We start from the raw sequence: 23,315 nt of genomic DNA, 5'->3' as shown, positions 1-23,315 counted from the left end.
TATTTAGAGTGATGAAAATCATGGTGCAAATCGGTTTGGTTGCTTTGCTGATAATTGGTTACATTGCGATCAACCGTATTATTAGAAGCAGTGTGGAATTGCTGGGCCATAAAAATGGTACGAGTGAAGTTCGTTTGCGCTATGTGACCAAAATGATGCAGCTTAGTTTAACCGCTTTGTTTATTATGTTGGCCTGCATTGTGATGGGGGTTGGATACGGTCAATTGGCGGTGTTTTTTTCCTCTGTATTTGCTGTGGTCGGTGTGGCTTTGTTTGCCCAGTGGTCAATCCTAAGCAATATCACCGCAAGTTTGATTATCTTCTTTGCATTCCCATATCGTGTCGGCGATTGGATTCGTGTGGCGGAAAAGGATGAAGACGTACTTGGCCAGATTGTTGATATTTCCAGCTTTCACGTCATTATTCGCCGTTTTTCTGGTGATATTGTGACCTACCCAAACAGCTTAATTTTACAGAAGCCAGTGGTACGTTTTGATAACGAAGCCGCCGCCCGAGCGATGAAAGAAAGCATGAGCGAGGGTGGGAAAACTGCCCCCCAAACAAAAGCTGATAAGTCCCTTCCCAAAACCCCTTAAGCGATTGTTTTAATGATTTTCAAGCCGTCGCCTGTTACCCCGTCACTGACTGTCGATTCCGTCTTATTGGTTTTTTGAGCAAAAAATAGTCAAATTTTTAATTTTTGGTGTATTTTATGGCATAATAAAACGCTCTCGTACCTCATACGGAGAGTTTGATATGCAATCTGACCCAAAAGATTTATTACAGCAAAATGATAAGCTGGTTCATTCGGACGCATTGAAAGTCAAATCCCATGTGCAAAGACCGCAGGAAGATTGGGTTTTACATACTTTGATGATTGAAGGCTACGACGTACCATTCCGCTTTAAACGACAAGGTAAATACCGTACATTGCGCGGATCACGTGTTAACCTGACCTACTACCCAACGCAAGAGGTGGTGGCTGGCGTTTCCATGGAAATTATGAAAGTCGTTCGAGTAAAACGGACTTAGTCAAAAGCTTAATGATTTGACTTTCAGCATAACTCAAGGCAAATCGCTACGCCCATTCCACCGCCAATACATAATGTCGCAAGACCTTTTTTTGCTGATCGACGCTGCATTTCGTGCAGTAAAGAAACGACAATGCGACAGCCAGACCCAGCTAAAGGGTGGCCGAGGGCAATGGCTCCGCCGTTTACATTGACGATTTCTTCTGCAATGCCGAGCTCTCTTAAGACGATGATTGATTGTCCAGCGAACGCTTCATTGATTTCTGCTAACTCTATTTGTTGAACGTTCCATCCAGCGAGTTTTAGTGCTTTTTTTGATGCGCCTATCGGACCTAGCCCCATGTCCATAGGGGTTAATGCGAAAGAGGCATAAGAGGCGACACGTACAATAGGGTCTAGTTTTGCCTCTAATAATGCGTGTTTACTCGCCACGAGAACCGCAGCCGCACCATCGTTTAGCCCCGATGCATTGCCTACGGTGATGGTTCCTGTTTCCGAAAAAGCGGGCTTAAGCTTAGCCAGCTTTTCCAACGAAGAAAGATAAGGATGCTCATCTTTAGTGAAGTAGGCCTCTTCCCGTTTGGACGGGAGTTTGATTGAGGTTAACTCAGAGTCAAAGCGATTGGATAGTAGAGCGTTATTGGCTTTTATTTGTGATTGATGGGCGAACTGATCCTGTTCTTCTCGTGATATTTTCCACCGTGTAATAATGTGTTCGACTGTCTCTCCCATGTGAATATTATGAAAAGCATCCCATAAGCCGTCTGTGATCATGCTGTCCTGAACGGTTAGCGGACGTTGTTTTGCCGCAATCTGATTAGTCAAAATCAGTTGAGGCGCATTACTCATGGAATCTTGTCCACCAGCGATAATGAGGTTGGCATCTCCCGCTTTAATCGCTTGAGCAGCAAGGTGGATAGATTTTTGACCAGCACCACAGACTTTGTTGACAGTGAATGCACAGGTATTGCTCGGCAGTCCTGCGAGCAGTGTGGCTTGTCTAGCGGGATTCTGACCTGCGCCGCCAGTTAACACTTGGCCGATGATGACCTCATCCAGCAGGGTAGGGTCTAGGTCTACATCCCTTATTAAGTGAGCGATAACCTGGGCACCAATTTCCGCCGCGTTCATGCTTGCTAATCCTCCTGAAAGCTTGGCTATAGGAGACCGTTTACCCGCCACAATGTAGACCTCTTTCATAATATCAACCTGTATATATTGATTGTTTTTGTTTTATTTAAAATCTAAGTATAACCAGAATGTTGATTTCTAGGTATACTTAGAATAGTCTTAATTGTGAGGTAAATACAAAAATAACAATAAATCGTGCATATTAAGCACATTGCTAAGAGGTATGGCATGTGAAAAAGCCACTGTGGTCACCGACACAATCAATGAAAGAAGATTGTGCTTTAACGCGTTTTGCTCAGCAGGCAGGCATACCAACACAGGATTATGATGCGTTGCATCGTTGGTCAATCAGTGATCTAACGGGCTTTTGGTCTCAGCTATGGGACTTCGCAGGTGTTATTGGCGAAAAGGGCCACGACGTATTTATTCCTAATACTGAGCAATGGATGACGGAATCACAGTTTTTTCCTTCGGCTCGACTGAATCTGGCAGAGAACTTACTGAGAAGAACGGGTAGCGCTCCGCTTGTTATTGAAACCAATGAATCAGGCGAACGCCATGTCTATAGCGCCGATGACGTGCGCGAAGAAGTAGCCCGTGTTGCGCAAGGCTTGAGACAAGCAGGCATTAAACCGGGTGACCGTGTGGCAGTCGTAATGCCCAATAAATTGGCGTGTTTAGTTACACATTTGGCGACATTAGCGGTCGGTGGAGTGTGGACTTCTTGCTCCCCAGATTTTGGTGTAGAAGCCATTATTGACCGTATCGGTCAGGTAAAACCCAAATTACTTTTCGTAGAAACATGCTTTCAATATGCTGGTAAACAGCATGACATTTCTCAATCGGCTCTCATACTCGCGCAGCGTATCGACAGCGTTGAACAACTGATTATTGTCGGTGAACACAGTTTAACGACACAAGATAATTTCACACATTGGACCAATTTTGGCAGACAAGCGGACCTTCATTTCACTCGTGTTGGATTTAATGACCCCGCTTATATTCTGTATACATCAGGCACAACGGGGACTCCGAAGGCGATCGTTCATCGTACCGGTGGGGTATTGCTACAACAATTGAAAGAGCATCTTCTGCATAATGATGTTCGCGAGGACGATCGTGTATTGTGGTATACCAATACCGCTTGGATGATGTACCACTGGATCGTTGCGGCACTTGGCTGTCATGCGGTGTTAGTTCTCTATGATGGAGCGCCTATTTTAAAGCAAAAGGACAGACTGGATTGCGCACCTTTATGGCGCGTTGTCGAGCAGGAAAAACTCACTCATTTGGGGATTTCACCAAAATATCTTGGAACGCTTACAGAGGCAGGCTTTGAGCCAAAGCAGAATTTTAACCTAACTTCTTTACGTTGGCTGTTGTCTGCTGGCAGTCCTGTTGCGCCGAATCAATATGATTGGATCTATGGTGCCGTTTCAAAGCAAGTTGGCTTTGCGTCCATTTCTGGTGGTACGGAATTGATGGGCTGCTTCTTGCTTGGCTCGCCTTGGCACGTTTTGCGAAAAGGCACCTTGACAACAAAAGCTCTCGGTATGGCCGTTAATGTTCTTGATAATCGGGGAGCACCGGTGATTGGTCGCCAAGGGGACCTTGTGTGTACTGAACCTTTTCCTTCCATGCCTATATCCTTCTGGGGCGATGATGGTTTAGCGCGTTATAAGAAAACTTATTTCGCTGATAGACAGGAAATTTGGGTTCATGGGGATCATGCCCAATTGAATGTAGATGGCACGGCGGTAATATACGGTCGTTCCGACAATACTTTAAATCCCGGTGGCGTCAGGATAGGTACCGCTGATATTTATAATGCGTGTGATGGCATAAAAGAAATCGAAGACTGTGTCGTGTTTGGTCGTCCGATTGAGGGAGATGAAGAGATTGTACTGTGCATTCAGTTAAGAGAAGGCGCGTTATTCAATAATGATTTGGTTCATTTCATACGCAAAAGCATTCGAACCGCTTGTTCTCCCCGCCATGTCCCGGCTGCCATCTATTTAGTGGATGAGGTACCTTATACATTAAATGGTAAGCGTGTTGAGGGTGCCGCTCAGTCTTCCTTATTGGGTAAGCCTGTTACTAATGTAGCTTCGTTGCAAAATCCCCAATGCCTTGAGCAATATAAACACCTTGCCCAGGAGAGTGCCTTATGAGCCGTCCAAAGGCAGCCATTATTGGTGTGGGAGAATTAAAACCTTGTCGAGTGACTGACGGTGCAAGTACGTTAGGTATGTTGGCGCAGGCATCTGTTTTAGCATTGCACGATGCGGGCATCGATAAAGCGGATATTGACGGATTATTAGTTGGTCCTCAAGTAGGAGAGACGCCCCAGCATGTTCCAGCTACCGTAGCCGAATATCTTGGTCTACAACCTAGCATGGCAAATGTTGTAGATTTAGGAGGGGCTTCTGGTCCGGGTATGATTTGGCGCGCAGCCGCCGCTATTGAAGCGGGAATGTGTCACACCGTACTGTGTGTGTTAGGGAACCATCGTAATCCAAAAGCGCTAAGAAGTCCTAATCGTAACCCCATTCGTGAATTTGATGTTCCGTTTGGCGCGTCAGGTGCTAATGCGACCTATGCACAATTAAAGCAAGCGCATATGGCAAAGTATCAATCGAAAGACGAAGACTTTGCTTTAATCACCCAGTGGGCTCGCCATAATGCTCAGCATCACCCCCATGCCATTTTTAAAGGCAAACCGTGTGATGCCAACGACGTGTTACAGTCCTCCCTCATAGCTGAACCTTTGCATTTGTACGAGATCGTCATGCCAGTGGCGGGAGCTGAGGCGGTAATTGTAACGTCGGTGACGCGGGCGCAAACCATAAACAAACCCACTGCGTATTTATTAGGGGCGGGGGAAAAGGTAACGCATCGGGCGTTATCACAAGCGCCTGATCTGACTTCTGGTCCGTTGAAGCCTGCTATGGCGCACGCTTTCAAGCAATCCAATACTTCGATTTTTGATATGAGTTTACTGTCGCTGTATGACTGCTACACCATCATGGTGGCGCTTACCTTAGAAGACAGTGGCATTTGTCCTGCTGGCAAATTTGGTGACTTCATACGTAGCAACACCCTTGGATACGATGGTAGCTGTCCTTTGAATACGCACGGTGGTCAGCTTGGATTCGGGCAGCCAGATTTAGCGGGAGGCATGACTCATGTGGTCGAAGCTGTTCATCAGCTGAGAGAGTCTGCAACGGGGCGGCAGATACCTTCAGCCAAATACGCCCTTGTTACAGGAAATGGTGCCACCTTATCGGAAGCGGTGGCGCTGGTACTCGGTAGTGCAAGTGTCGTACTAGGAAAGCCTGGAGTGGGCCGATGAAATATACCCATTTCGCAAACTTAAAAGTGCCTGGGCCGACTAAAACTCCCCTTACGGAACCGTTTTGGCAAGCGGCGGCAAAAGGTGAGTTACACACACAATATTGTGAGCGTTGTCATTCGTATGTGTTTTATCCGCGAGAAGTGTGCCCCTTTTGCTGGAGTAACCAACTGACCTGGTGTCAGCTGTCTGGACAGGCAAAGATAAAAACTTACACCACCATCTGGAAGCCAGGCCATCCCAGTTGGGCAGCAGTGACACCTTACACTGTGGGGGTCATTCAATTAGCAGAAGGACCAAGTATGCTGGCGTTATTGTTATTAGAGCGAGAGCAATTAGAAATTGGTTTGCCTGTGAGTTTTAAAACCATAAATTTGGGCGGTCAAATGATGCCTGCCTTTACCATCCCTGAGGATCAATACCATGACAAATAAAAATAACGCTTGGACCAATACGATGAATGCTCAGCCAGTAGTGGGAGACATTGCCGAAATCAGCAGAACGACTTGTGCGGAGGATATTACTGCCTTTACCCAAATGACAGGCGATCATAACCCAGTTCATTATGACAAAGCGCTTGCGGAAAAAACGCCATTTGGCAAAATTATTGTGCAAGGTGGCGTGTCTTCCGGCATATTGAACGCGGTGGTCGCAGAACGCTTACCTGGGCCGGGAACCGTGTTTCTAGGTGTTCAATGGAACTTTAAGAAAGCAGTGGGTGTCAATGAAACGATTACAGGTCGTATTGAGGTGACGAGCGTTCGAGACGATAAACCTATCTGTCAGTTGAAAACTACGGTCTTGGATAGTGAAGGCGATGTGTGCATTGAAGGAACCGCTACGACTTATACTATGCCATTGAAGGATCTTTAATAATGTCAGACCAAGCTGCAGGCCGATGGTCCGCCCTGATGGTGATATGTATTGGTGTGGTAGGGGTGTTGGCAACTTGGTTCTCTGCAACGGCCATTATTCCTGAATTAGTCAAGGTGTGGCACTTATCCAATGGTGACGCGTCTTGGTTAACCAATGCTGTGCAATTGGGGTTTGTCATAGGAGCCTTATCTGCTTCTTTAGTGAATTTGCCGGATATTATTCGCCTGAATCGATTAATGGCCTTATCAGCGTTATTGGCGGCGGTAGCGAATGGTTTGTTGTTGGCCAACCCGTCGATAGAAATAGCGATCCTATTGCGTTTTTTAACGGGCATGTTTTTGGCTGGTGTTTATCCCGCAGCGCTTAAGTTAATGGCAACTTGGTTTACTAGAGGCAGAGGGTTAGCGCTGGGTTTTTTGATTGGAGCCCTGACTATCGGTTCATCTGCTCCTCATTTATTTCGTGCTGTTACCGACCATATTCAATGGCAGTGGGTGGTATTAGTATCGTCGACAACCTCGCTATTGGCGGCGATCTTGTTTGTTTGGAAGGTCAGGGAAGGCCCTTATGCGTTTGGTAAAGCGTTATTCGACCCTAAGCAATGTTTGAAAGTCTTCACATCTAAGCCTTTATTTTTGGTTAATATGGGGTATTTTGGTCACATGTGGGAGCTTTATGCCATGTGGGCTTGGCTGTTAGCCTATGCTAATGCTGCGTCCCATCATTTGATATCTTTTCCTTTTGGTTCGCCATCCATGTTTTGTTTTATTGTGGTGGCATCAGGCAGTATTGGGTGCGTTTTAGGTGGAGTGTTGTCAGATCGTTTTGGTCGTTGTTATACCACAATAGGCATGATGTTGGTTTCTGGTTGTTGTGCTCTGCTAATGGGGTTCGTTTTCGATGGGCCAGGTTGGCTATTGGCCATCGTTGCAGTGGTTTGGGGAATTAGCATCATTGGTGACAGTGCGCAGTTTTCGGCCGCCGTAACCGAATTAGCGGATAAGGATTTTGTCGGTACCGCATTGGCATTGCAGCTAGGCGTTGGCTTTGCTCTTACCGTAGTCGCTATTTCCATATTACCCATTCTGGCGAATGCATTAGGCAGTTGGCAATGGGTCTTTTTGATATTAGTTCCGGGACCAATGATTGGTATTGTCGCAATGGGGTTATTACGGACACTACCAGATGCGGGAAGATTAGCGGCAGGAGCTAAGTAAAAAGCATTGAATAAAAAATATAAAGCATATTTTTACTGGATTGTAACAAACAGGCATAATGAAATATTGAAGAACTCAATAGGTTATAAGGACAGTAAAATAGATGAATGGCAGTGAAGTGGATCGGCGAAGCAGAGGGCGACCTAAAAATGATGACAATAATAGTCCCGCAGCGAAAGCATTACGCCACATGGCAGAAGACCGTGCTTTTTTTGATCGGAAATCCCATACTCCTCTGTGGGTGCAGTTTAAAAACGCGCTAGCAGACAGAATTCATTGTCAGGTTTTATTACCTGATATGCGTCTTCCTTCTGAGCAAACCATTTGTGAGATTTTTAGTGTTTCTCGTTCTGTGGTTAGAATGGCGTTAGGAAGCTTAGCGACAGAAGGGTTGCTTTACAAAGTGGCGAGAACGGGCGTTTTTGTTGCTCAGCCACGTATGGAAACGAACTTCCTGACGTCCAATATGTCTGTTCACGCCGATTTAGAAGCCCGTGGTTACAAGGTTACCTCGAAGACATTTGAATTTAATCGAGTACAGGCTGATGATGCTGAAATACGCGTGTTTAATCTTCCAAAAGATGGCACCGTGGTGCGTATTGGGCGAATTTATTATTCGGATGGGGCACCCATTACTCATACCATTATTTCTTTGCCTGGCTACAAGGTGCCTGATTTTGAAAATTTAGACATAGAAGATAAATCTATGTTTCAGCTTTTAAAAGACCGTTATGGTTTAGTGGCTAAGCGGGCTGAGCGTTGGTTCACCGCAGCGATGCCGTCGGTGGAAGTATGTGAAAGGCTAGCTTTAAGTGGCGATCAACCAGTGATTGCTATCGAATCTATTGCCTATGACACGAATGATATGCCATTGGAGTTCTATCGGGCTTACTATAACTCTGCTGTGGCTCGTATCCATGTGTCGACAAGCAATACTGCTTCTGACGTTAGTTAAATACTCCACCACAATGGCTGTGTCTTACCATACTCATCTATGACCTTTGTTTTAGCGAAAAACAAAGGTTTTTTTATTCCTTAAAAGCACTATTTTAGACTTCCATATAAGAGCATCTTTCCCTCTCCTACCAAGCCTAAACTTTTATTTTTAGCTGATTAACCGGGCCTTTTACTCTTCATATATTAGCTAATTTCTAGTAATAACCAAAAATAATTCAATTTCTGGTCATTACCAGATTGACACGGTCGAATTTTATACATTATAGTGGTTTTAGACAGTCTGAACTCAGACTCAATTGGTGATTCGTTGATAATAATAAATAGAAAAATGAGATCGACATGAACTATCCAGATATTTTTGATCTATCAAAAAAAGTCGTTGCTATTACCGGTGCTGCCAATGGTATTAGACTTGAATCCTCTAAAGCTTTTGCTGTTTGCGGCGCTAATTTGGCGTTCATGGATCTCAATGACTCATCTCTAGAATCGCTAAAGCATCCCCTTCTTGATCAATACTCAATCAGAATTACATCCTATTCAGAAATCGCTGAGCTGACTCTATTTCTTGGATCAGATGCATCTACTTATTTAACAGGGGCCGTCGTGTTTATCGACGCTGATACCTGTCTTTAAACATGAGGGACATAATGAAAAACATAACAGAACAAACGGAAATCGAAATACGTCAAAGTATTATTGATGCGTGTATTGCCATGAATGATTCGCAAATTAACCAAGGAACGTCGGGTAATATTTCGGTGCGTTTCGGTGAAGGGATTCTGATCACACCGACGTCGATGCCATATAACAAAATGACACCTGAAGACATTGTCTGGATGGGATTCGACGGACAGATTATTGGCACCAGAACGCCTTCCTCTGAGTGGAATTTCCATATGGAAATCATGAGACATAAGACGGAATCCAACGCGGTCGTCCATGCTCATCCTACCGCCTGCACAACCTTATCCATTATGGAAAAAGGCATTCCGGCCATTCATTACATGGTCGCTGTCTGTGGTGGCCATGACATTCGCTGCGCGCCATATGCAACCTATGGAGTAAGCCAGTTATCAAAAAATGCATTGAAAGCCTTAGAAGGGCGTTCCGCTTGCTTACTTGCCCACCATGGAATGATTGCCACGGCGACATCATTAGATAAAGCCATGTGGTTGGCCGTAGAAGTAGAGACGCTCGCGAAACAGTATTTAGGTTGCTTGCCCATGGGGGAGCCGCCTTTGTTATCAGAAGAAGAAATTCAGACTGTCATCAATCGTATGTCTGGTTATGGTCATGCGGACTGATGATAGTGAAATTGGCTGAGTCGCATTTGTTGCTGAACCAGCATTTATCCACAACATAGGACAATCAAGATGCAATCAAATAAAAACAAAAATCGCACAATGATAACCACTGCTATTTTCTCCCTTGCTTTAGCAGCAAGCTCCTACGCAATGGCGGCAGATAAGCTGCCGTTATCTGGTAAAACCGTGGGCGTTACGATTATTGGTACTGATCATGACTTTGATCTAAAAGCCTATCAAGGTCAGATCAATGAATTAAAAGCATTAGGAGCAAAGGTGATTGCATTGGATGCGAATCGTAACGACCAGACTCAGGTCAGTCAGATTCAAACTCTGATTGCGCAACGTCCCGATGCCATTATTGAACAATTGGGTAACCTGAAGGTGCTTAATCCATGGTTGAAGCGAATTAAGCAAGCCGGTATTCCGTTGTTTACTATCGATACGGAAACGCCTTATGCGATCAATAATACGACTTCGAATAATTACAGTATTGGTTCTGAACTGGCTCTGCAAATGGTGAAGGACATGCATGGCGTCGGTAAGGTTGTGATGTTTAATGGTTTTTCGTCTGTACCTGTTTGCAAGATTCGTTTAGATGAAATTCGTTATGTATTTAAGTCGTACCCTGGCATCAAAATTATCAAGCCAGAGTTACGCGATGTTATCCCAAACACAGTGCAGCAAGCTTATTCTGATATGTCGGATATGCTGACTAAGTATGGCCCTGGCTCTGGACTAAAAGCGGTTGTTGCTTGCTGGGATGTGCCTATGATTGGTGCCACTCAGGCAATTGAAGCGGCTAAACGCACGGATGTAAAAACTTATGGAATAGATGGCAGTCCTGAGTATGTGGCCATGGTGCGCAATCCAAAATCACCCGCAGCAGCCGTGGTCGCTCAACAACCCTATGAAATCGGTAAGCAAGCCGCTAAAAACGTTGCCACCTATCTGAATGGTGGCTCAGTCCCTTCATTCACTTTGGTGCCATCCGTATTAATTACAAAAGCTGGCAAAAAATAGCGTGACTGAGTCCGCAACAGAATAGCCGTTTGATTAAACATGCCTGGAGGATATCGAGTCATGTTTAATCGCTGATTTCTAGGGGGAAGCACATGAATTCAATCGCAGTAGAAATGCGAAGTGTATCCAAGGTATTTGGGCCAGTCAAAGCGCTAAATCAGGCATCACTGATTATTGAGTATGGCACTATCCATGGCATTGTTGGGCAAAATGGCGCGGGTAAGTCCACTATTATTAAAGTGTTGGCGGGGATCTATCGTCACGATGAGGGTTCCGTGTTTGTTGGTGGGAAAGAACTAAAAAGTATTACACCGAAATCGATTGAAGAGTGCGGCGTTCATTTTATCCACCAAGATCGTTTATTAGTAAGCACCGCCACAGTTGCAGAAGCGATTTTCTTGCGTAACGAACCAAGATTTGGTCCTTTCATCAATCATCGCAAAATGAATGCTCAAGCCGCTGAGCTGTTAAAGCAGTATTTCGATTTGGATCTCGATCCTAGTACGTTGATTGCTGACCTTTCTACAGCACAACAAAAAATTGTGCAGATTACCCGATCATTGAGCCAACAGGCCAAAGTACTGGTGCTTGATGAGCCAACCGCCGCGTTGGTGACGAAAGAAGTGGATCGCTTATTTACGGTATTACGTCGTCTTAAAGAAGAGGGTATCGCCATTGTTTTCATTTCCCACTACATGTCAGAGATTGAAAATATTTGTGACACGGTGACCGTGCTACGTAATGGTGAAAATGTGGGACAAGTCTCTCCTAAACAAGTGGGCATTGAAAGAATCGTTACTATGATGACTAATCGGGATACCTCAGAAATGTACCCTAAACGAAACATTAAAGTAGGGTCTCCTGTCTTGGAAGTGAACAACTTATGCCTCAAAAAACATTATCAAGATGTGTCTTTTAACGTGGGAGCTGGGGAAATTGTTGGCATTGCAGGATTATTAGGTTCTGGTGATAAAGAAGTATTACAGAGCTTATTTGGCTTAACACCTCCTGACAGTGGTTCAATCGCTATAGATGGAACGACTCATCAGTTAAATAGCTCGGTTAATGCTGTTGAAAATGGCATTGCTATGATACCTGAAGATCGGCGAGCTCACGGTGTTGCGGTTAGTCTTTCCATTGCTGAAAACATCTCATTAGCCTCAGTGAACAACATCTCTAAGGGTGGTTTTATTAATCGACGGCAAGAGGCTCAGTCGGTTAATGCTTTAATTGAAGAGTTGGGTATCAAAACGCCAAGTGGAAATATGTTGGTGAGTAATCTTTCTGGTGGGAATCAACAGAAAGTGGTTGTAGCAAAATGGTTATCTTGTGATAGCCGAGTCTACTTATTAGATGAGCCGACTGTAGCCGTTGATGTTGGTTCTAAGATTGAAATTTATGGTTTGATTAATCGTTTAGCTTCAGAGGGAAAAGCCATTGTTTTTGTCTCATCAGACTTTGAAGAAGTGGCTGAAATGTGTGATCGCATTTTGGTGATTTATAAAGGTGAAATGATTGGTGAATACAAGGGTGGAGAGATTGATGCTGAGCAACTACTTGCCGCTGTATCCGGTAAAAAAATAACCATAAATAGGAGTGCCCTATGAAACTCCAAACCGATAAAACTGACACGAGTTCAAATGGATATACCCTACAAAAAATGGCGATACGGTTGGGCGCATTTGCCGCCTTTCTAGGCATCATGATCTTTTTTGCCGCAACGGCGAGAGGGTTTACGTCTAGTTACAACATTCTAAACATTGTTGAGCAATCTGCGATTCTAGGCTTTTTAGCTTTTGGTATTACCGTGGTGTTTATTGGTACGGGTACGGATGTACAAAAAGGAGGTATTGATCTTTCTATCGCTGCGAATGCTGGGTTGTGTACTGCTGTTTACGCCGTGCTATTAGAAGGGGGATATGGTGATAGTGTCGCGATTCCGGCAGCCATTGTAACAGGGCTGGGCATCGGCTTTCTGAATGGTTTTGCGGTGGTGACACTGCGTATTATGCCGTTATTAAGTACGCTTGCAGTTATGAATATCGCCGCAGGTTTAGAGCTGGTCGTCACGCAAAATACCGTTATTGGAGCCTCTTCTCCTGTTTTAGATATGCTTGCTTTTGATAAATTTCTGGGGATTAGTGCGTTAGCTTGGTGTCTCATTATTGGCTCCATTTTGATGGTTTGCATTATTCATTTTAGTCCTTTGGGGTTGCGACTCTACTCGGTTGGGGGAAACCTCGAAGCCGCAAAATCCGTGGGAATTCATACTGGTCGCTACATATATGGAAGTTATTTGTTCTCTGGGTTTGCGGCCGGTGCCGCCTCGATATTAATTGTCTCGCGATTAAGTTCCTCAACGCCAGGGACTGGTTTGTTATTGCTTCCTGTATTGGCTGCCGCATTGTTGGGCACAGTGTTTTCAAGACGCTTTGTACCTACCATTGGCGGTACTTTATTAGCAGTGCTTTTCATTGGTGCTTTATCGAATGGCTTCCAACTTTTGGGGATTTCTTCCTATTGGGTGAGCGGCGTTCAGGGCGCCCTTATTCTGGTGGTGGTCGCCATGACTTCATTTGCTAAAAAATCATAGGGGAAACAATATGACTGTTAATAATAAGAATTTTGCCCCAAAACTCTCAGTAGAGTTGCTTTCAAATTATGCTGTTTATGTCGCTTTTATTTGTATATTTGTTGTGTTTTCAGTGGTGGCTAATGGTTTTTTAAGCATTGATAACTTTGCGAATTTGATCGCCAATAAAGTGGTGCTGCTAGCTATCGTATCATTGGGAATGACTATTGTGATTGCTGCTGGTGGCATTGACTTGTCGGTGGGTGTTTCCATTGACCTTGCTTCAATGGCATTTATCATGATGATTGGAGCTGGTTTTAACGCCGTCTTGGCTGTCATTGTCGGCATTTTGATAGCGGCTTGTGTCGGGCTAACCAATTCCCTGTTGATAAATAAACTCAAAATCGACCCTTTCTTAGCGACATTAGGTGTGTTGTTTATTGGTAAGTCCGTACAGCAACTAGCCACACATGGCGGATCCCCCATCTATCTGACAACAGGCGCTTTTTCGGCACCGTTTGACGCGATTACTGGTACGTCTTTGTTTGGTATTCCAACACCTGTTTGGGTGCTTGTCGCCTGTATTGTGGCAGTGTATTTAGCGTTACACAGAGGGAAGTTTGGTCGTTATGTGAATGCCTTAGGGGCTCAAGCGGGTGTGGCCAAATATTCAGGTATTCGTGTGCCGCTGCAACTTACCTTAGTGTTTGTCTCATGTTCTGTACTTTGCGGTATTGCAGGGATTTTGCTCTCTTCGACGGTGCGTTCTTATGTCCCGTTGGCTGGCGACGCGTTTTTGCTTGATGCTATTGGGGCTACCTTTATCGGAACTGCGATTAGTAAGGAGCGCAAGCCTTCTGTCTTCGGAACGATTTTAGGTGTGTTGCTTTTGGCAATGTTGAGAAATGGGTTGTTACTGGTTGGCTGGAATTTCTTCTGGCAACAAGTGGGCATCGGTGTACTGGTCTTCATCGTGCTGGGACTGTCTTTTGGTCTTCGTAAACGTACGGAATAAGGGGAATAAAATGCCAAGTTTTGATGTGAGTTCTGTGGGTTTTGCTGTTCTTGATATTTTAGGCTACCCAGTGAGTCGTATTCCCGAAGGTGGACACGCTGATTTTATCGAGCAAATACGAATGACCGTGGCAGGGACCGCCGCCGCGACCGCTGTTGACTGTGCCATTTTGGGGTTAAATACGCGCATGGTGAGTACCGTTGGTACCGACGAAATGGGCGATTTCTTGATCAATAAGATGAACCTGTTTGGTCTTGATACAGCATTGGTTCGACGTGACGACAGCGTACAAACATCCGCAACCATTTTACCGGTTCGGCCGAATGGTGAGCGTCCAGCATTACATGTACCTGGAACTGCGGCAACGTTTGATGTGGCTGAAGAAGATATGGAAGCGGCGCTGGACGCTAACATTATTCATATTGGTGGTACAGGGTTACTGCAAACATTCGATGGCGTCAACACGTTGAATTTTATGCAAAAAGCGAAAGCACTTGGCCGTATCACCACATTCGATTTAATCCAAGCGACACCGGAAACCACCGCACTGGTTCTCCCCTTACTTTCTTATATTGATTATTTCATTCCTTCTATAGAAGAAGCCTCGGCTATGGCTGGCTTGGCATCGCCTATTGAGGTTGCTAGGTGGTTTAAAGAACGAGGCGTGAAGAATGTCATTTTAACTATGGGGTCGGAAGGCGTATATGTCGATCCAGACCAAGGTTTGCCCTTTTCCTTAGCGGCTCATGACATTGAGGTTGTGGATACCACGGGGTGTGGCGATAGTTTTTCCGCAGGTGTCATCGTGGGATTAGCCAAAGGCTGGACGCTGCAAGAGAGTGTCCGTTTTGCTGGTGCCGTAGCGGCCAAAGTGGCGATGGGGCTGGGCTCTGATGGCAAGCTGATTTCTTTTGACGATACTTTGCATGCAATGAATAGCTGGCCGTTAAAAACACTTAAAGCGCCGTGTTAGCAATACCAGAATCGCACTAAATGTTGACTACTTTTAAAACAAGAATAAGAGGTTCGTTATGTCTGATTTAACAAATAAAGTCATTTTGGTGACAGGGGCCAGTCGAGGAATAGGCCGAGCGCTTGCGGAAGGGGTCGCTCAGCATGGGGCAGATGTGGTTATTTGCGATTTGCCGCGTGAATCAAAAGGCTTAAGTGAAGTCCAGTCTGCGATCGAAAAGCTAGGTCGTAAATGTTGGCTATTTGGCGTTGATATTACTGATAAGAGTGCAGTGGAGAACATGGTGGCCCAAGCGACGAAGCAGGCAGGGCATATTGATGTGTTGGTGAATAATGCTGGCATTCTTAAACCATCATTGTTGGAAGAGCTTAGCGAAAGCGATTGGGACGCGCATTTTGCTGTTAACGGCAAAGGCCTATTGTTTGTGACCAATGCGGTTTTGCCTCAGATGCGACAACGGAAGAATGGACGGATTATCAATATTGCGTCGATTGCGGCTCGACAAGGTGTGCCAACACAAGGGCATTATGCTGCAACAAAAGCGACAGCGGTCACCTTAACTCGTGTTTATGCTCAAGAAACGGGCATGGACGGTATAACCGTCAATGCTATTTGCCCAGGTATCATTTTAACGGAAATGGGTAAGAATAATCTGGGGTCTGAGGAGGCGATTAATCATTGGAAGGAGGTCGCAGCACTTAAACGCCTTGGTGAGCCAAGTGATATTGTTGGCCCAGCGGTATTTTTTGCCTCTGATCTAAGCTCTTTTGTGACTGGGCAAGCACTGAATGTTTGCGGTGGGATTTACTTTCACTAAGGAGGTCATTATGGAATCGGTAGCAATTATTGGGGGAGGCCCAAGTGGCATCGCGGCTGCTCGCTATTTGAAATCTCAAGGTTTCGCCCCGGTGATTTATGAAAGCTATAGTGAAGTTGGTGGACAGTGGGCCTGTATGAACCCTAATTCCGGTGTGTGGCCTCAAATGCGCACTAATACAGCGAGAATGGTGACGCGTTTTTCTGATCTTGATCATGGAGACGATATTGCCCTGTTTCCGAAAAACACTGATATCCAGCAATACTTAAAAGAGTATTTGGACGTATTTGATTTAGCCGGCGTGGTTCACACCAATACGCGCCTTACATCGTTATTTCGAGTGAATAGTACATGGCATCTTGAACTCGATCATGATGGTGAAGTGGAACAGAAGACCTTTGATAAAGTGGTGATTGCAACAGGGGCTTATAACAATCCTGACATCCCCAATATTGAGGGATTAGCTGAATTTTCAGGGGATTGTGGTGTGATTCACGCGTTTCATTATGACGACCCAGAGCGCTACCGAGGGAAAAAAGTACTGGTGGCTGGAGGCAATATCTCTTCGTTAGAAATTGCGTCAGATTTAGCCATGCTGGGGACTGAAAGTGTGACAACGACCATGCGCCGCCAGCGCTATGTCATGCCTAAGTTGATTACGGGAACGCCTACTGAGTGTTTTGCCTTTACTCGTCGTGCGGCACTTTGGCAAGAACAGGCAAGTGCTGAAGCGTGGGCCGCAGAGACCCGTGAATTTATACTGAAATACTCTGGTAACCCTGCTTGGTATGGTGCGCCAGAGCCTGATGAAGATGTTTGTGTTGCTGGTACTACGGGCAGTCAGCATTTTTTGCATTTGATCGCAGAAAGTAGGATTACTTGCAAACCTTGGATCGCCAGAGTGGAAGGCCGAGTCGTCCATTTCACGGACGGTAGTCAAGCAGAGTTTGACGGCATTATCTTTGGCACGGGTTATAAGTTGAACTTGCCATTTCTAAGTACGGAATTACGGCAGCAGCTAGAACTGTCCAGTAAACACATTACCTTAGCAAACCATACCTTCCATCCCGATGTACCGAACTTAGCATTCATGGGCCTATGGGGGCAAATTGGCCCTTACTTACCCGTGCTTGAACAGCAGGCCAGATATCTTGCCTACAGTTGGAGTGGATTGAATCCTCAAGATGAAGAGACCCTCCGTTCCGCTTGCAAAGACAGTGTGAACTCGAAAGGTAAAGATTTATATCAACACGTGCAAACGATTAAATTTGCTCGCCTGAATGGTTCCGACCCTGAAGGAAAAGTCTCTGAACAAGTGGCAACACTGATTAATGATCATCCGGTGACAGCCTTGACCTTTAAATTAGTGGGGCCAGATGCCATGCCTGATGCCTATGAGCAATTACAGCAAGAGTCGATGCGTTTCGGCTTAAAACCCACGTCTTTGCGTTGAAAAGGAAACTGCTATGAACAATATCGACAAATTTTATATTAATGGTCACTGGGTAGCACCGCATGGCACGGAAAAGCATAAACTCATTAATCCTGCAGACGAAAGCTTTCTCTATGACATTCCGATGGCTAATCAACAGGATGTGAATGCCGCTGTTCAAGCCGCACGACAGGCGTTTGATGCATGGCAATTAACCAGTAAATCAGAACGACTGACGCTTCTGCGTCGATTATTAGCACTCTATAACGAGCGATACGACGACATTGCTGCGCTGATGACCAAAGAAATGGGGACGGTATTGTCTTTTTCTAAAGATGCTCAGGCTTGGGTGGGACGTGCTCATCTTGAAGCTGCGATTGATGCATTGGATGAATTAGAACTGGAAACTATGCAAGGCAATACTCAGTTGTCTTACGAGGCAATTGGTGTATGTGGTTTGATCACGCCTTGGAACTGGCCGATGAATCAGTTGGTGGTCAAGGTCGCTCCGGCCTTGGCAGCCGGTTGTACAGTAGTGGCAAAGCCATCGGAGTATTCACCGTTATCCTCGCTTTTGTTTGCCCAACTTATTGAAGAAGCGGGATTCCCTGCTGGGGTTTATAACCACATAACGGGCTATGGAGAAGTTGCTGGTGAAGCCTTGTCCGCCCACCCTGATGTCGACATGATATCTATTACGGGCTCGACCCGAGCAGGTATCGCGGTGGCGACAACCGCTGCACAAACAGTAAAACGAGTTGCACAGGAGTTAGGGGGGAAATCGGCTAATATTGTCACCCCAGAAGCCGACCTAAAAACGGCGATATTCGAAGGGGTCGGGGCTTGTTTTGTGAACTGTGGTCAGGCTTGTCGTTCGCCGGGGCGTTTATTGGTCCCGGCTGACAAAATGGAACAAGCTAAGCTATACGCCAAAGAAGCCGCTGAAGCGCATACGGTTGGTCATCCAGAACAAGATGTGAGCCTTGGCCCAGTTGTTAACCTACTGCAGTTTACTCGCATACAGTCTTTGATTCAGTCTGGCATTGAAGAAGGTGCGACCTTAGTTAGTGGAGGACTGGGCCGACCTGATGGTTTGGATTCAGGTTACTATATCAAGCCCACCGTTTTTGCTGATGTGGTTCCCGGCATGTTAATAGAGCGTGAAGAAATCTTTGGGCCAGTAATAACGCTAATCTCGTATCAAGATACTGATGAGGCGATTCGTATCGCCAACGATACGGTATACGGACTGTCTGGCTACATTCAGTGTCCTGACTTAGAAAAAGCACGCTATATTGCGCGACGTTTAAGAGTCGGATCGATTTGGATAAATAATGCAGCCTGGGATGCGAGAGCGCCTTTTGGTGGCTATAAACAATCAGGTAATGGTCGAGAGCATGGTAAATGGGGACTGCACGACTATCTTGAAATTAAATCGACAGCGGGTTGGGGCTAAGCACTGAAAAAATCACTTCTCAAGCATACTGTTTCCTCCCCCAGCGGTTTTGCCCATCTCTACGGTGGGCTTTTTTATCTAGCACTTCTTTTCTTCTTATGTTGATGAACTTACACTGGCCTTGCTTGTCTTTAAGACAGGTATTCTTGGGCATAGTAGGTAGAGCATTCAATGGAAATCAGTCGTACTCATTCCTGGTTTGACGCAATAAAACGCGTCGAACGAAGTGTTGTTTTTCAAGGTTTTATCATCAGTGTTATTGTTGTTGCCGCGTTGACGGTGGGCGCCAAAACCTACCCGTTACCCTATGGCATTGATAAAGCCATTAATTATCTTGATACCTTTATTACCGTCTTTTTCCTCTTGGAAATCAGTTTGCGTTTTTTGGCTAGCGAATCCAAAGTGCGCTTTTTCAAAGAGCCTTGGAATATTTTTGATATAGTGATTGTGGTCGGTAGTTTGGTACCGATATCCGATACGGACATGGTGTTGGTCGCACGTTTGCTGAGAGTTTTTCGGGTATTACGTTTAGTCTCCATCATTCCTGATCTGCGTTTTCTTATTAACGCTCTGTTTAAAGCCATTCCGAAGATGGGCTACATTGCATTGCTGATGTTTATTATTTTTTATATATTCGGTGCTGTTGGGTCGATCTTTTTTCAAGGAGTAAATGATAAGCTTTGGGGGAACATTGCGATCTCCATGCTGACCTTATTTCGTATTGCCACGTTCGAAGACTGGACGGACGTCATGTACGAGACAATGGAAGTTTATCCACTGAGCTGGATTTTCTATATTGTCTTTATCTTTCTGACCGCGTTTGTGTTTTTAAACATGATGGTGGGTGTAGTTTTGGATGTCATGACACGAGAAACCGCCGCACAGGATCAGGAAAATCAAGAAAATAACCACCAAGCCCTGGTGGAACAGATCTCTCAACTGCAAGCCCAAGTATCACGCCTAGCCGATAAGCTAGACGCGCAGCAAGGTAATGATGAGCACAAGTAACGAAGGGCCTGTAAACCTCTCGAATTATGAAGAAGGTGACGTATAAAATGATAGATGATCTCTCTAAGTTAATGGCATTCTCTACCTGTAGCTACGCTGATTTTCTTGCGGACGATGCGTTTATGGACTTTGGCATAAAACCGCTATGGTCTGGAGCGCCACGATTAGTCGGCAGAGCTTTCACTGTGAAATGTGAGCCTGGTGATAACCTGATGGTGCATGCCGCTATTTATCAAGCGCCGCCAGGGTCGGTACTGGTGGTTGACGCTGGCGACAGTCGCTTTGCGGTTGCTGGTGGTAATGTCTGTGCGACGGCGGCTGAACGCGGTATTAGCGGTTTTATTATCGATGGTGTGATTCGCGATGTGGCAGAGGTTCGCGAGATGGGGTTCCCTGTCTATGCACGGGGGAACGTTCCAAAACCGGGTAAAAAAGCCAAGTTAGGGAAACTGGAAACGCCCATTCAGTGTGGTGGCATCACTGTCAATAACGGCGACATCATCATTGCTGACGAAGAGGGGATTGTCGTGATTAAAGCTGATGAGGTGGACGCGATATTAGCGAAAGTTGAGGCCAAAACGGCAAAGGAAAGTGAGCAATCTTTAGCCGACTGGCAACAAGCCCATCAACAGAAAATAGCATCGCTTATCTCCGCTTGCAAAGCACAGAGTTAGAGTAAAGAAAGATCTTTTTATAGTTGGTTGGCTCGACGATGAGCCAACCAATGCCCACCCAATGTGTTCATCAGTAAACCAAACAATACTAGGATAATACCAATCCATTGCATGGGGCGGGTGGTTCCGTCTAATAAAAGTGCCGAACTGCGGACTTGCATTGTTATTAGTTACCTTTATACCTTCACTTTCTTTGGCTCTGATTCCGTATTTTTTAGGTGATAATGTTGAACTGAGTTTATGTCCTAGTTTGATAGTCGGAGTGACAAATGTTGTATCAAAAGTTTAACAGTCAGCATGAAATAGATGAGCAATATAACCCTATGTTAGGTAAGGATGCCGCTTCTATTTTAGCCAGTGTTGCGAAAAAAAGTGATGACACATGTGATGTATTGGGAGCACCGGAAACGCTAGCATTTGGTCCTACTTTAGATGAGCACCTAGAGGTATTTAAAGCTGCAGAGTCAAAAGCTCGTTTGCATATTTTTATCCATGGAGGATACTGGAGAGCCTGTAGCAGTAAAGAGTTTGCCTTGGTGGCTCGTCAGCTGGTGCCGGCGGGAGTTACGACACTGATCGTTAATTATTCCCTTTGTCCTAAAGTGAGCATGTCCGAGATTGTTCGCCAGGTGAGATCCGCAGTGGCTTGGGCATGGCATAACGCTGATCAGTTGGATATTGATCGAAATCGCATTTCGATCTCTGGGCATTCGGCTGGTGGACATTTGGTCGGGATGTTATTGGCGACAGATTGGGAAGGTGAGTATGGCTTACCAAGAGATGTGATTAAGGGGGCGCTTGCGGTCAGCGGGCTATTTGATTTAAGGCCTTTTCCGCACTCATGGTTGCAGCCAGTGTTGCAATTGTCTGAACGTGACATACAGGATTTAAGTCCTATTCATCTAGAAGCGAATTATCCTATTCCAGTAAAAATCAGAGTGGGGTCGTTGGAGTCTGAAGAGTTTCATCGTCAATCTAAGGTTTATGCTAGTCATTTATCGAGCAAGGGGTTTGACGTTGAGTATGCAAGTGTTCCTAATGTAGATCACTATAGTGTGCTCGATCACTACTATAAAGCCGATGGGATGTTACTAAAGGATATACTTGAGATGTCCTCTATTTAGACCTTAGCTTGGATGGTTCGGTAGCTTAATCGCCTAGTGACTCAGATTGCTGATTGGCAGGCTTACGTTGCACGCCTCACGGATAAAATCGACGTGCAACAAGTTAGAAATATGAATTTCTCTTCGGTTGCAAAAGGACGTTTAAGCGGTACGCTGACTGAGTTTCTTTAGCCAGCGGCCACCGAATGTGTTCATCAGTAAACCAAATAGTACGAGGGTGATGCCAATCCATTGCATGGGGCTGATGGTTTCGCCTAATAAAATCGCCGATGACGTTAAGCCAACGATTGGCACGCCTAAGCTTAGTGGTGCGATGGTGGCTGCCGAATAACGGGACATCAAATAACTCCATAAACCATAACCGCCCACCGTGGCGAAAATAGACAAATAGGCTAAAGTTGCCGCTGTCGACCAGTTTATACTCAGTAAGCTGTGTGTGATCACCTCTGGACCGTCGATAAACCAAGAACAGAGAAAGAAGGGGATGGGCGGAATCCAGCAGCTCCAAATGACCAAGTTAACGTTGGCGTGATAGCCTTTTTGACCGATTATCTTGGTGCTGATATTACCCAATGCCCAAGAACTGGCGGCAGCAATGGTTAAACCAAAACCGATGGCTGTCATTTCATGATGACTGTTCGATAGGGCGATAAAAGCCAAACCACCCGCAGAGATAGCAATGGCGAGTAGCTGATAGGGACGAACGGATTCTTTTAAGAAAAGCACGGCAAAGAGTAGGGTGAAAATGGCCTGAGATTGTAAAACCAAAGAGGCGAGACCCGCTGGCATTCCAAGTTCCATCCCGGTAAACAATAGAGCAAATTGTCCGAAACTGATCGGTAAAGCGTACCAAAACCACCATTTTAGTGGTGTCTTGGGTCGTTTGAAGAAGAAAGAACCGACCACAGCGACAATCAAAAAACGCAACCCGCCCAGTAACATGGGAGGCAGGCCATCTAGCCCCCAAGCGATGACGACGAAATTTAAGCCCCATGCAACGATAATTGCCAGTGCCAACAGCATATCTTTACGGGTCATGCGGTAAATCCCTTTAGCAGGTATGAGAAATAGAGGGGGATTCTACGATGTTTCCACTAACTTGCCTATGCACAGATTGGCGAATAATGTGACAGACAGATTAAGGCTTCATCATAAAAAGGCTACCAGTGGCAGCCTTTGCGGTTGAAAACGAACGATGCATTACGTCGTTCTAAATCTTTAAATAAACAATAATATGGCCAGATTCATCACTTGAGACAGAATGGCGATGCCGATAAATCCACCTAAATACAGCAGACAAAACCACTGCCAAGGCTTTAGCTTATCGGTTTTGGCTTTTAATGCTTTTAACAT

Annotated in this window: 25 protein-coding genes; 21 read left to right on the top strand and 4 right to left on the bottom strand. The window is 45.3% G+C overall.

Annotated features, from left to right (window positions below; all coding sequences use genetic code 11):
* Positions 1–11: 11 nt before the first annotated feature.
* Entirely contained in the window at positions 12–596 is a 585-nt protein-coding gene (locus AC0VYG_RS22410) for a mechanosensitive ion channel domain-containing protein (RefSeq protein WP_475430080.1), read from the top strand.
* 160 nt (positions 597–756) lie between these two features.
* Positions 757–1,032, top strand: coding sequence for a hypothetical protein (locus AC0VYG_RS22405; protein WP_067020700.1), 276 nt, complete (start codon positions 757–759; stop codon positions 1,030–1,032).
* Positions 1,033–1,055: 23 nt separating this feature from the next.
* Here AC0VYG_RS22405 and AC0VYG_RS22400 read toward each other — a convergent pair whose 3' ends face one another.
* Positions 1,056–2,231, bottom strand: coding sequence for a thiolase family protein (locus AC0VYG_RS22400; RefSeq protein WP_475430079.1), 1,176 nt, complete (start codon positions 2,229–2,231; stop codon positions 1,056–1,058).
* 161 nt (positions 2,232–2,392) lie between these two features.
* Here AC0VYG_RS22400 and AC0VYG_RS22395 point away from each other — a divergent pair, with 161 nt between their 5' ends.
* The 18 genes from AC0VYG_RS22395 to AC0VYG_RS22310 all read left to right on the top strand — a co-directional run bounded on the left by AC0VYG_RS22395 (position 2,393) and on the right by AC0VYG_RS22310 (position 20,838).
* Positions 2,393–4,333: an acetoacetate--CoA ligase gene (locus AC0VYG_RS22395; RefSeq protein WP_475430078.1), complete on the top strand. Its 1,941-nt coding sequence runs from the start codon at positions 2,393–2,395 to the stop codon at positions 4,331–4,333.
* Complete coding sequence (locus AC0VYG_RS22390; RefSeq protein ID WP_475430077.1) at positions 4,330–5,514, top strand: thiolase family protein; 1,185 nt, start codon at positions 4,330–4,332, stop codon at positions 5,512–5,514. The genes AC0VYG_RS22395 and AC0VYG_RS22390 overlap by 4 nt, the downstream gene beginning before the upstream one ends.
* On the top strand, positions 5,511–5,948 hold the full coding sequence (locus AC0VYG_RS22385; RefSeq protein WP_199478113.1) for a Zn-ribbon domain-containing OB-fold protein: 438 nt from the start codon (positions 5,511–5,513) through the stop codon (positions 5,946–5,948). Before AC0VYG_RS22390 ends, AC0VYG_RS22385 begins: the two co-directional genes overlap by 4 nt.
* Positions 5,938–6,387, top strand: coding sequence for a MaoC family dehydratase (locus tag AC0VYG_RS22380; RefSeq protein WP_475430076.1), 450 nt, complete (start codon positions 5,938–5,940; stop codon positions 6,385–6,387). Before AC0VYG_RS22385 ends, AC0VYG_RS22380 begins: the two co-directional genes overlap by 11 nt.
* A gap of 2 nt (positions 6,388–6,389) precedes the next feature.
* Entirely contained in the window at positions 6,390–7,607 is a 1,218-nt protein-coding gene (locus AC0VYG_RS22375; protein WP_475430075.1) for an MFS transporter, read from the top strand.
* Positions 7,608–7,710: 103 nt separating this feature from the next.
* Positions 7,711–8,562 (top strand): GntR family transcriptional regulator, encoded by an 852-nt coding sequence (locus tag AC0VYG_RS22370; RefSeq protein WP_475430074.1) that lies wholly within the window; start codon positions 7,711–7,713, stop codon positions 8,560–8,562.
* A 341-nt stretch (positions 8,563–8,903) separates the two neighbouring features.
* Entirely contained in the window at positions 8,904–9,197 is a 294-nt protein-coding gene (locus AC0VYG_RS22365) for a hypothetical protein (protein WP_475430073.1), read from the top strand.
* Positions 9,198–9,211: 14 nt separating this feature from the next.
* Positions 9,212–9,868: a class II aldolase/adducin family protein gene (locus AC0VYG_RS22360; protein ID WP_475430072.1), complete on the top strand. Its 657-nt coding sequence runs from the start codon at positions 9,212–9,214 to the stop codon at positions 9,866–9,868.
* Positions 9,869–9,937: 69 nt separating this feature from the next.
* Positions 9,938–10,891: a sugar ABC transporter substrate-binding protein gene (locus tag AC0VYG_RS22355; RefSeq protein ID WP_475430071.1), complete on the top strand. Its 954-nt coding sequence runs from the start codon at positions 9,938–9,940 to the stop codon at positions 10,889–10,891.
* A 92-nt stretch (positions 10,892–10,983) separates the two neighbouring features.
* Positions 10,984–12,498 (top strand): sugar ABC transporter ATP-binding protein, encoded by a 1,515-nt coding sequence (locus AC0VYG_RS22350; RefSeq protein WP_475430070.1) that lies wholly within the window; start codon positions 10,984–10,986, stop codon positions 12,496–12,498.
* Positions 12,495–13,484, top strand: coding sequence for an ABC transporter permease (locus tag AC0VYG_RS22345; protein WP_475430069.1), 990 nt, complete (start codon positions 12,495–12,497; stop codon positions 13,482–13,484). The genes AC0VYG_RS22350 and AC0VYG_RS22345 overlap by 4 nt, the downstream gene beginning before the upstream one ends.
* A 10-nt stretch (positions 13,485–13,494) precedes the next feature.
* On the top strand, positions 13,495–14,478 hold the full coding sequence (locus AC0VYG_RS22340; protein WP_475430068.1) for an ABC transporter permease: 984 nt from the start codon (positions 13,495–13,497) through the stop codon (positions 14,476–14,478).
* A gap of 10 nt (positions 14,479–14,488) precedes the next feature.
* A complete protein-coding gene (locus tag AC0VYG_RS22335) occupies positions 14,489–15,451 on the top strand; it encodes a carbohydrate kinase family protein (RefSeq protein WP_199478123.1) in 963 nt (320 codons plus the stop codon).
* Between the two features lie 58 nt (positions 15,452–15,509).
* Positions 15,510–16,268, top strand: coding sequence for an SDR family NAD(P)-dependent oxidoreductase (locus AC0VYG_RS22330; RefSeq protein ID WP_475430067.1), 759 nt, complete (start codon positions 15,510–15,512; stop codon positions 16,266–16,268).
* Positions 16,269–16,278: 10 nt separating this feature from the next.
* A complete protein-coding gene (locus AC0VYG_RS22325; RefSeq protein WP_475430066.1) occupies positions 16,279–17,721 on the top strand; it encodes a flavin-containing monooxygenase in 1,443 nt (480 codons plus the stop codon).
* A gap of 13 nt (positions 17,722–17,734) precedes the next feature.
* A complete protein-coding gene (locus tag AC0VYG_RS22320) occupies positions 17,735–19,156 on the top strand; it encodes an aldehyde dehydrogenase family protein (protein WP_475430065.1) in 1,422 nt (473 codons plus the stop codon).
* Between the two features lie 171 nt (positions 19,157–19,327).
* Positions 19,328–20,164 (top strand): ion transporter, encoded by an 837-nt coding sequence (locus tag AC0VYG_RS22315; protein WP_199478127.1) that lies wholly within the window; start codon positions 19,328–19,330, stop codon positions 20,162–20,164.
* Positions 20,165–20,211: 47 nt separating this feature from the next.
* A complete protein-coding gene (locus AC0VYG_RS22310; protein WP_475430064.1) occupies positions 20,212–20,838 on the top strand; it encodes an RraA family protein in 627 nt (208 codons plus the stop codon).
* 17 nt (positions 20,839–20,855) lie between these two features.
* On the opposite strand, the gene AC0VYG_RS22305 is transcribed toward AC0VYG_RS22310, so the two are convergent.
* The gene (locus tag AC0VYG_RS22305) at positions 20,856–20,999 is read right to left on the bottom strand and encodes a hypothetical protein (protein WP_475430063.1); all 144 of its coding nucleotides are present in this window, start codon (positions 20,997–20,999) and stop codon (positions 20,856–20,858) included.
* A gap of 108 nt (positions 21,000–21,107) precedes the next feature.
* Here AC0VYG_RS22305 and AC0VYG_RS22300 point away from each other — a divergent pair, with 108 nt between their 5' ends.
* On the top strand, positions 21,108–21,962 hold the full coding sequence (locus AC0VYG_RS22300) for an alpha/beta hydrolase (protein WP_475430062.1): 855 nt from the start codon (positions 21,108–21,110) through the stop codon (positions 21,960–21,962).
* Between the two features lie 141 nt (positions 21,963–22,103).
* Here AC0VYG_RS22300 and AC0VYG_RS22295 read toward each other — a convergent pair whose 3' ends face one another.
* Positions 22,104–23,000: an EamA family transporter gene (locus AC0VYG_RS22295; protein ID WP_475430061.1), complete on the bottom strand. Its 897-nt coding sequence runs from the start codon at positions 22,998–23,000 to the stop codon at positions 22,104–22,106.
* A gap of 180 nt (positions 23,001–23,180) precedes the next feature.
* Positions 23,181–23,315, bottom strand: coding sequence for a hypothetical protein (locus AC0VYG_RS22290; protein ID WP_475430060.1), 135 nt, complete (start codon positions 23,313–23,315; stop codon positions 23,181–23,183).

Source organism: Marinomonas sp. 63XJN7_7_ISO-PGPR-S23-202, from assembly GCF_056173505.1.
The sequence above is the reverse complement of the archived record's forward strand: the minus strand, read 5'-3'. Positions and strand labels throughout refer to the sequence as shown.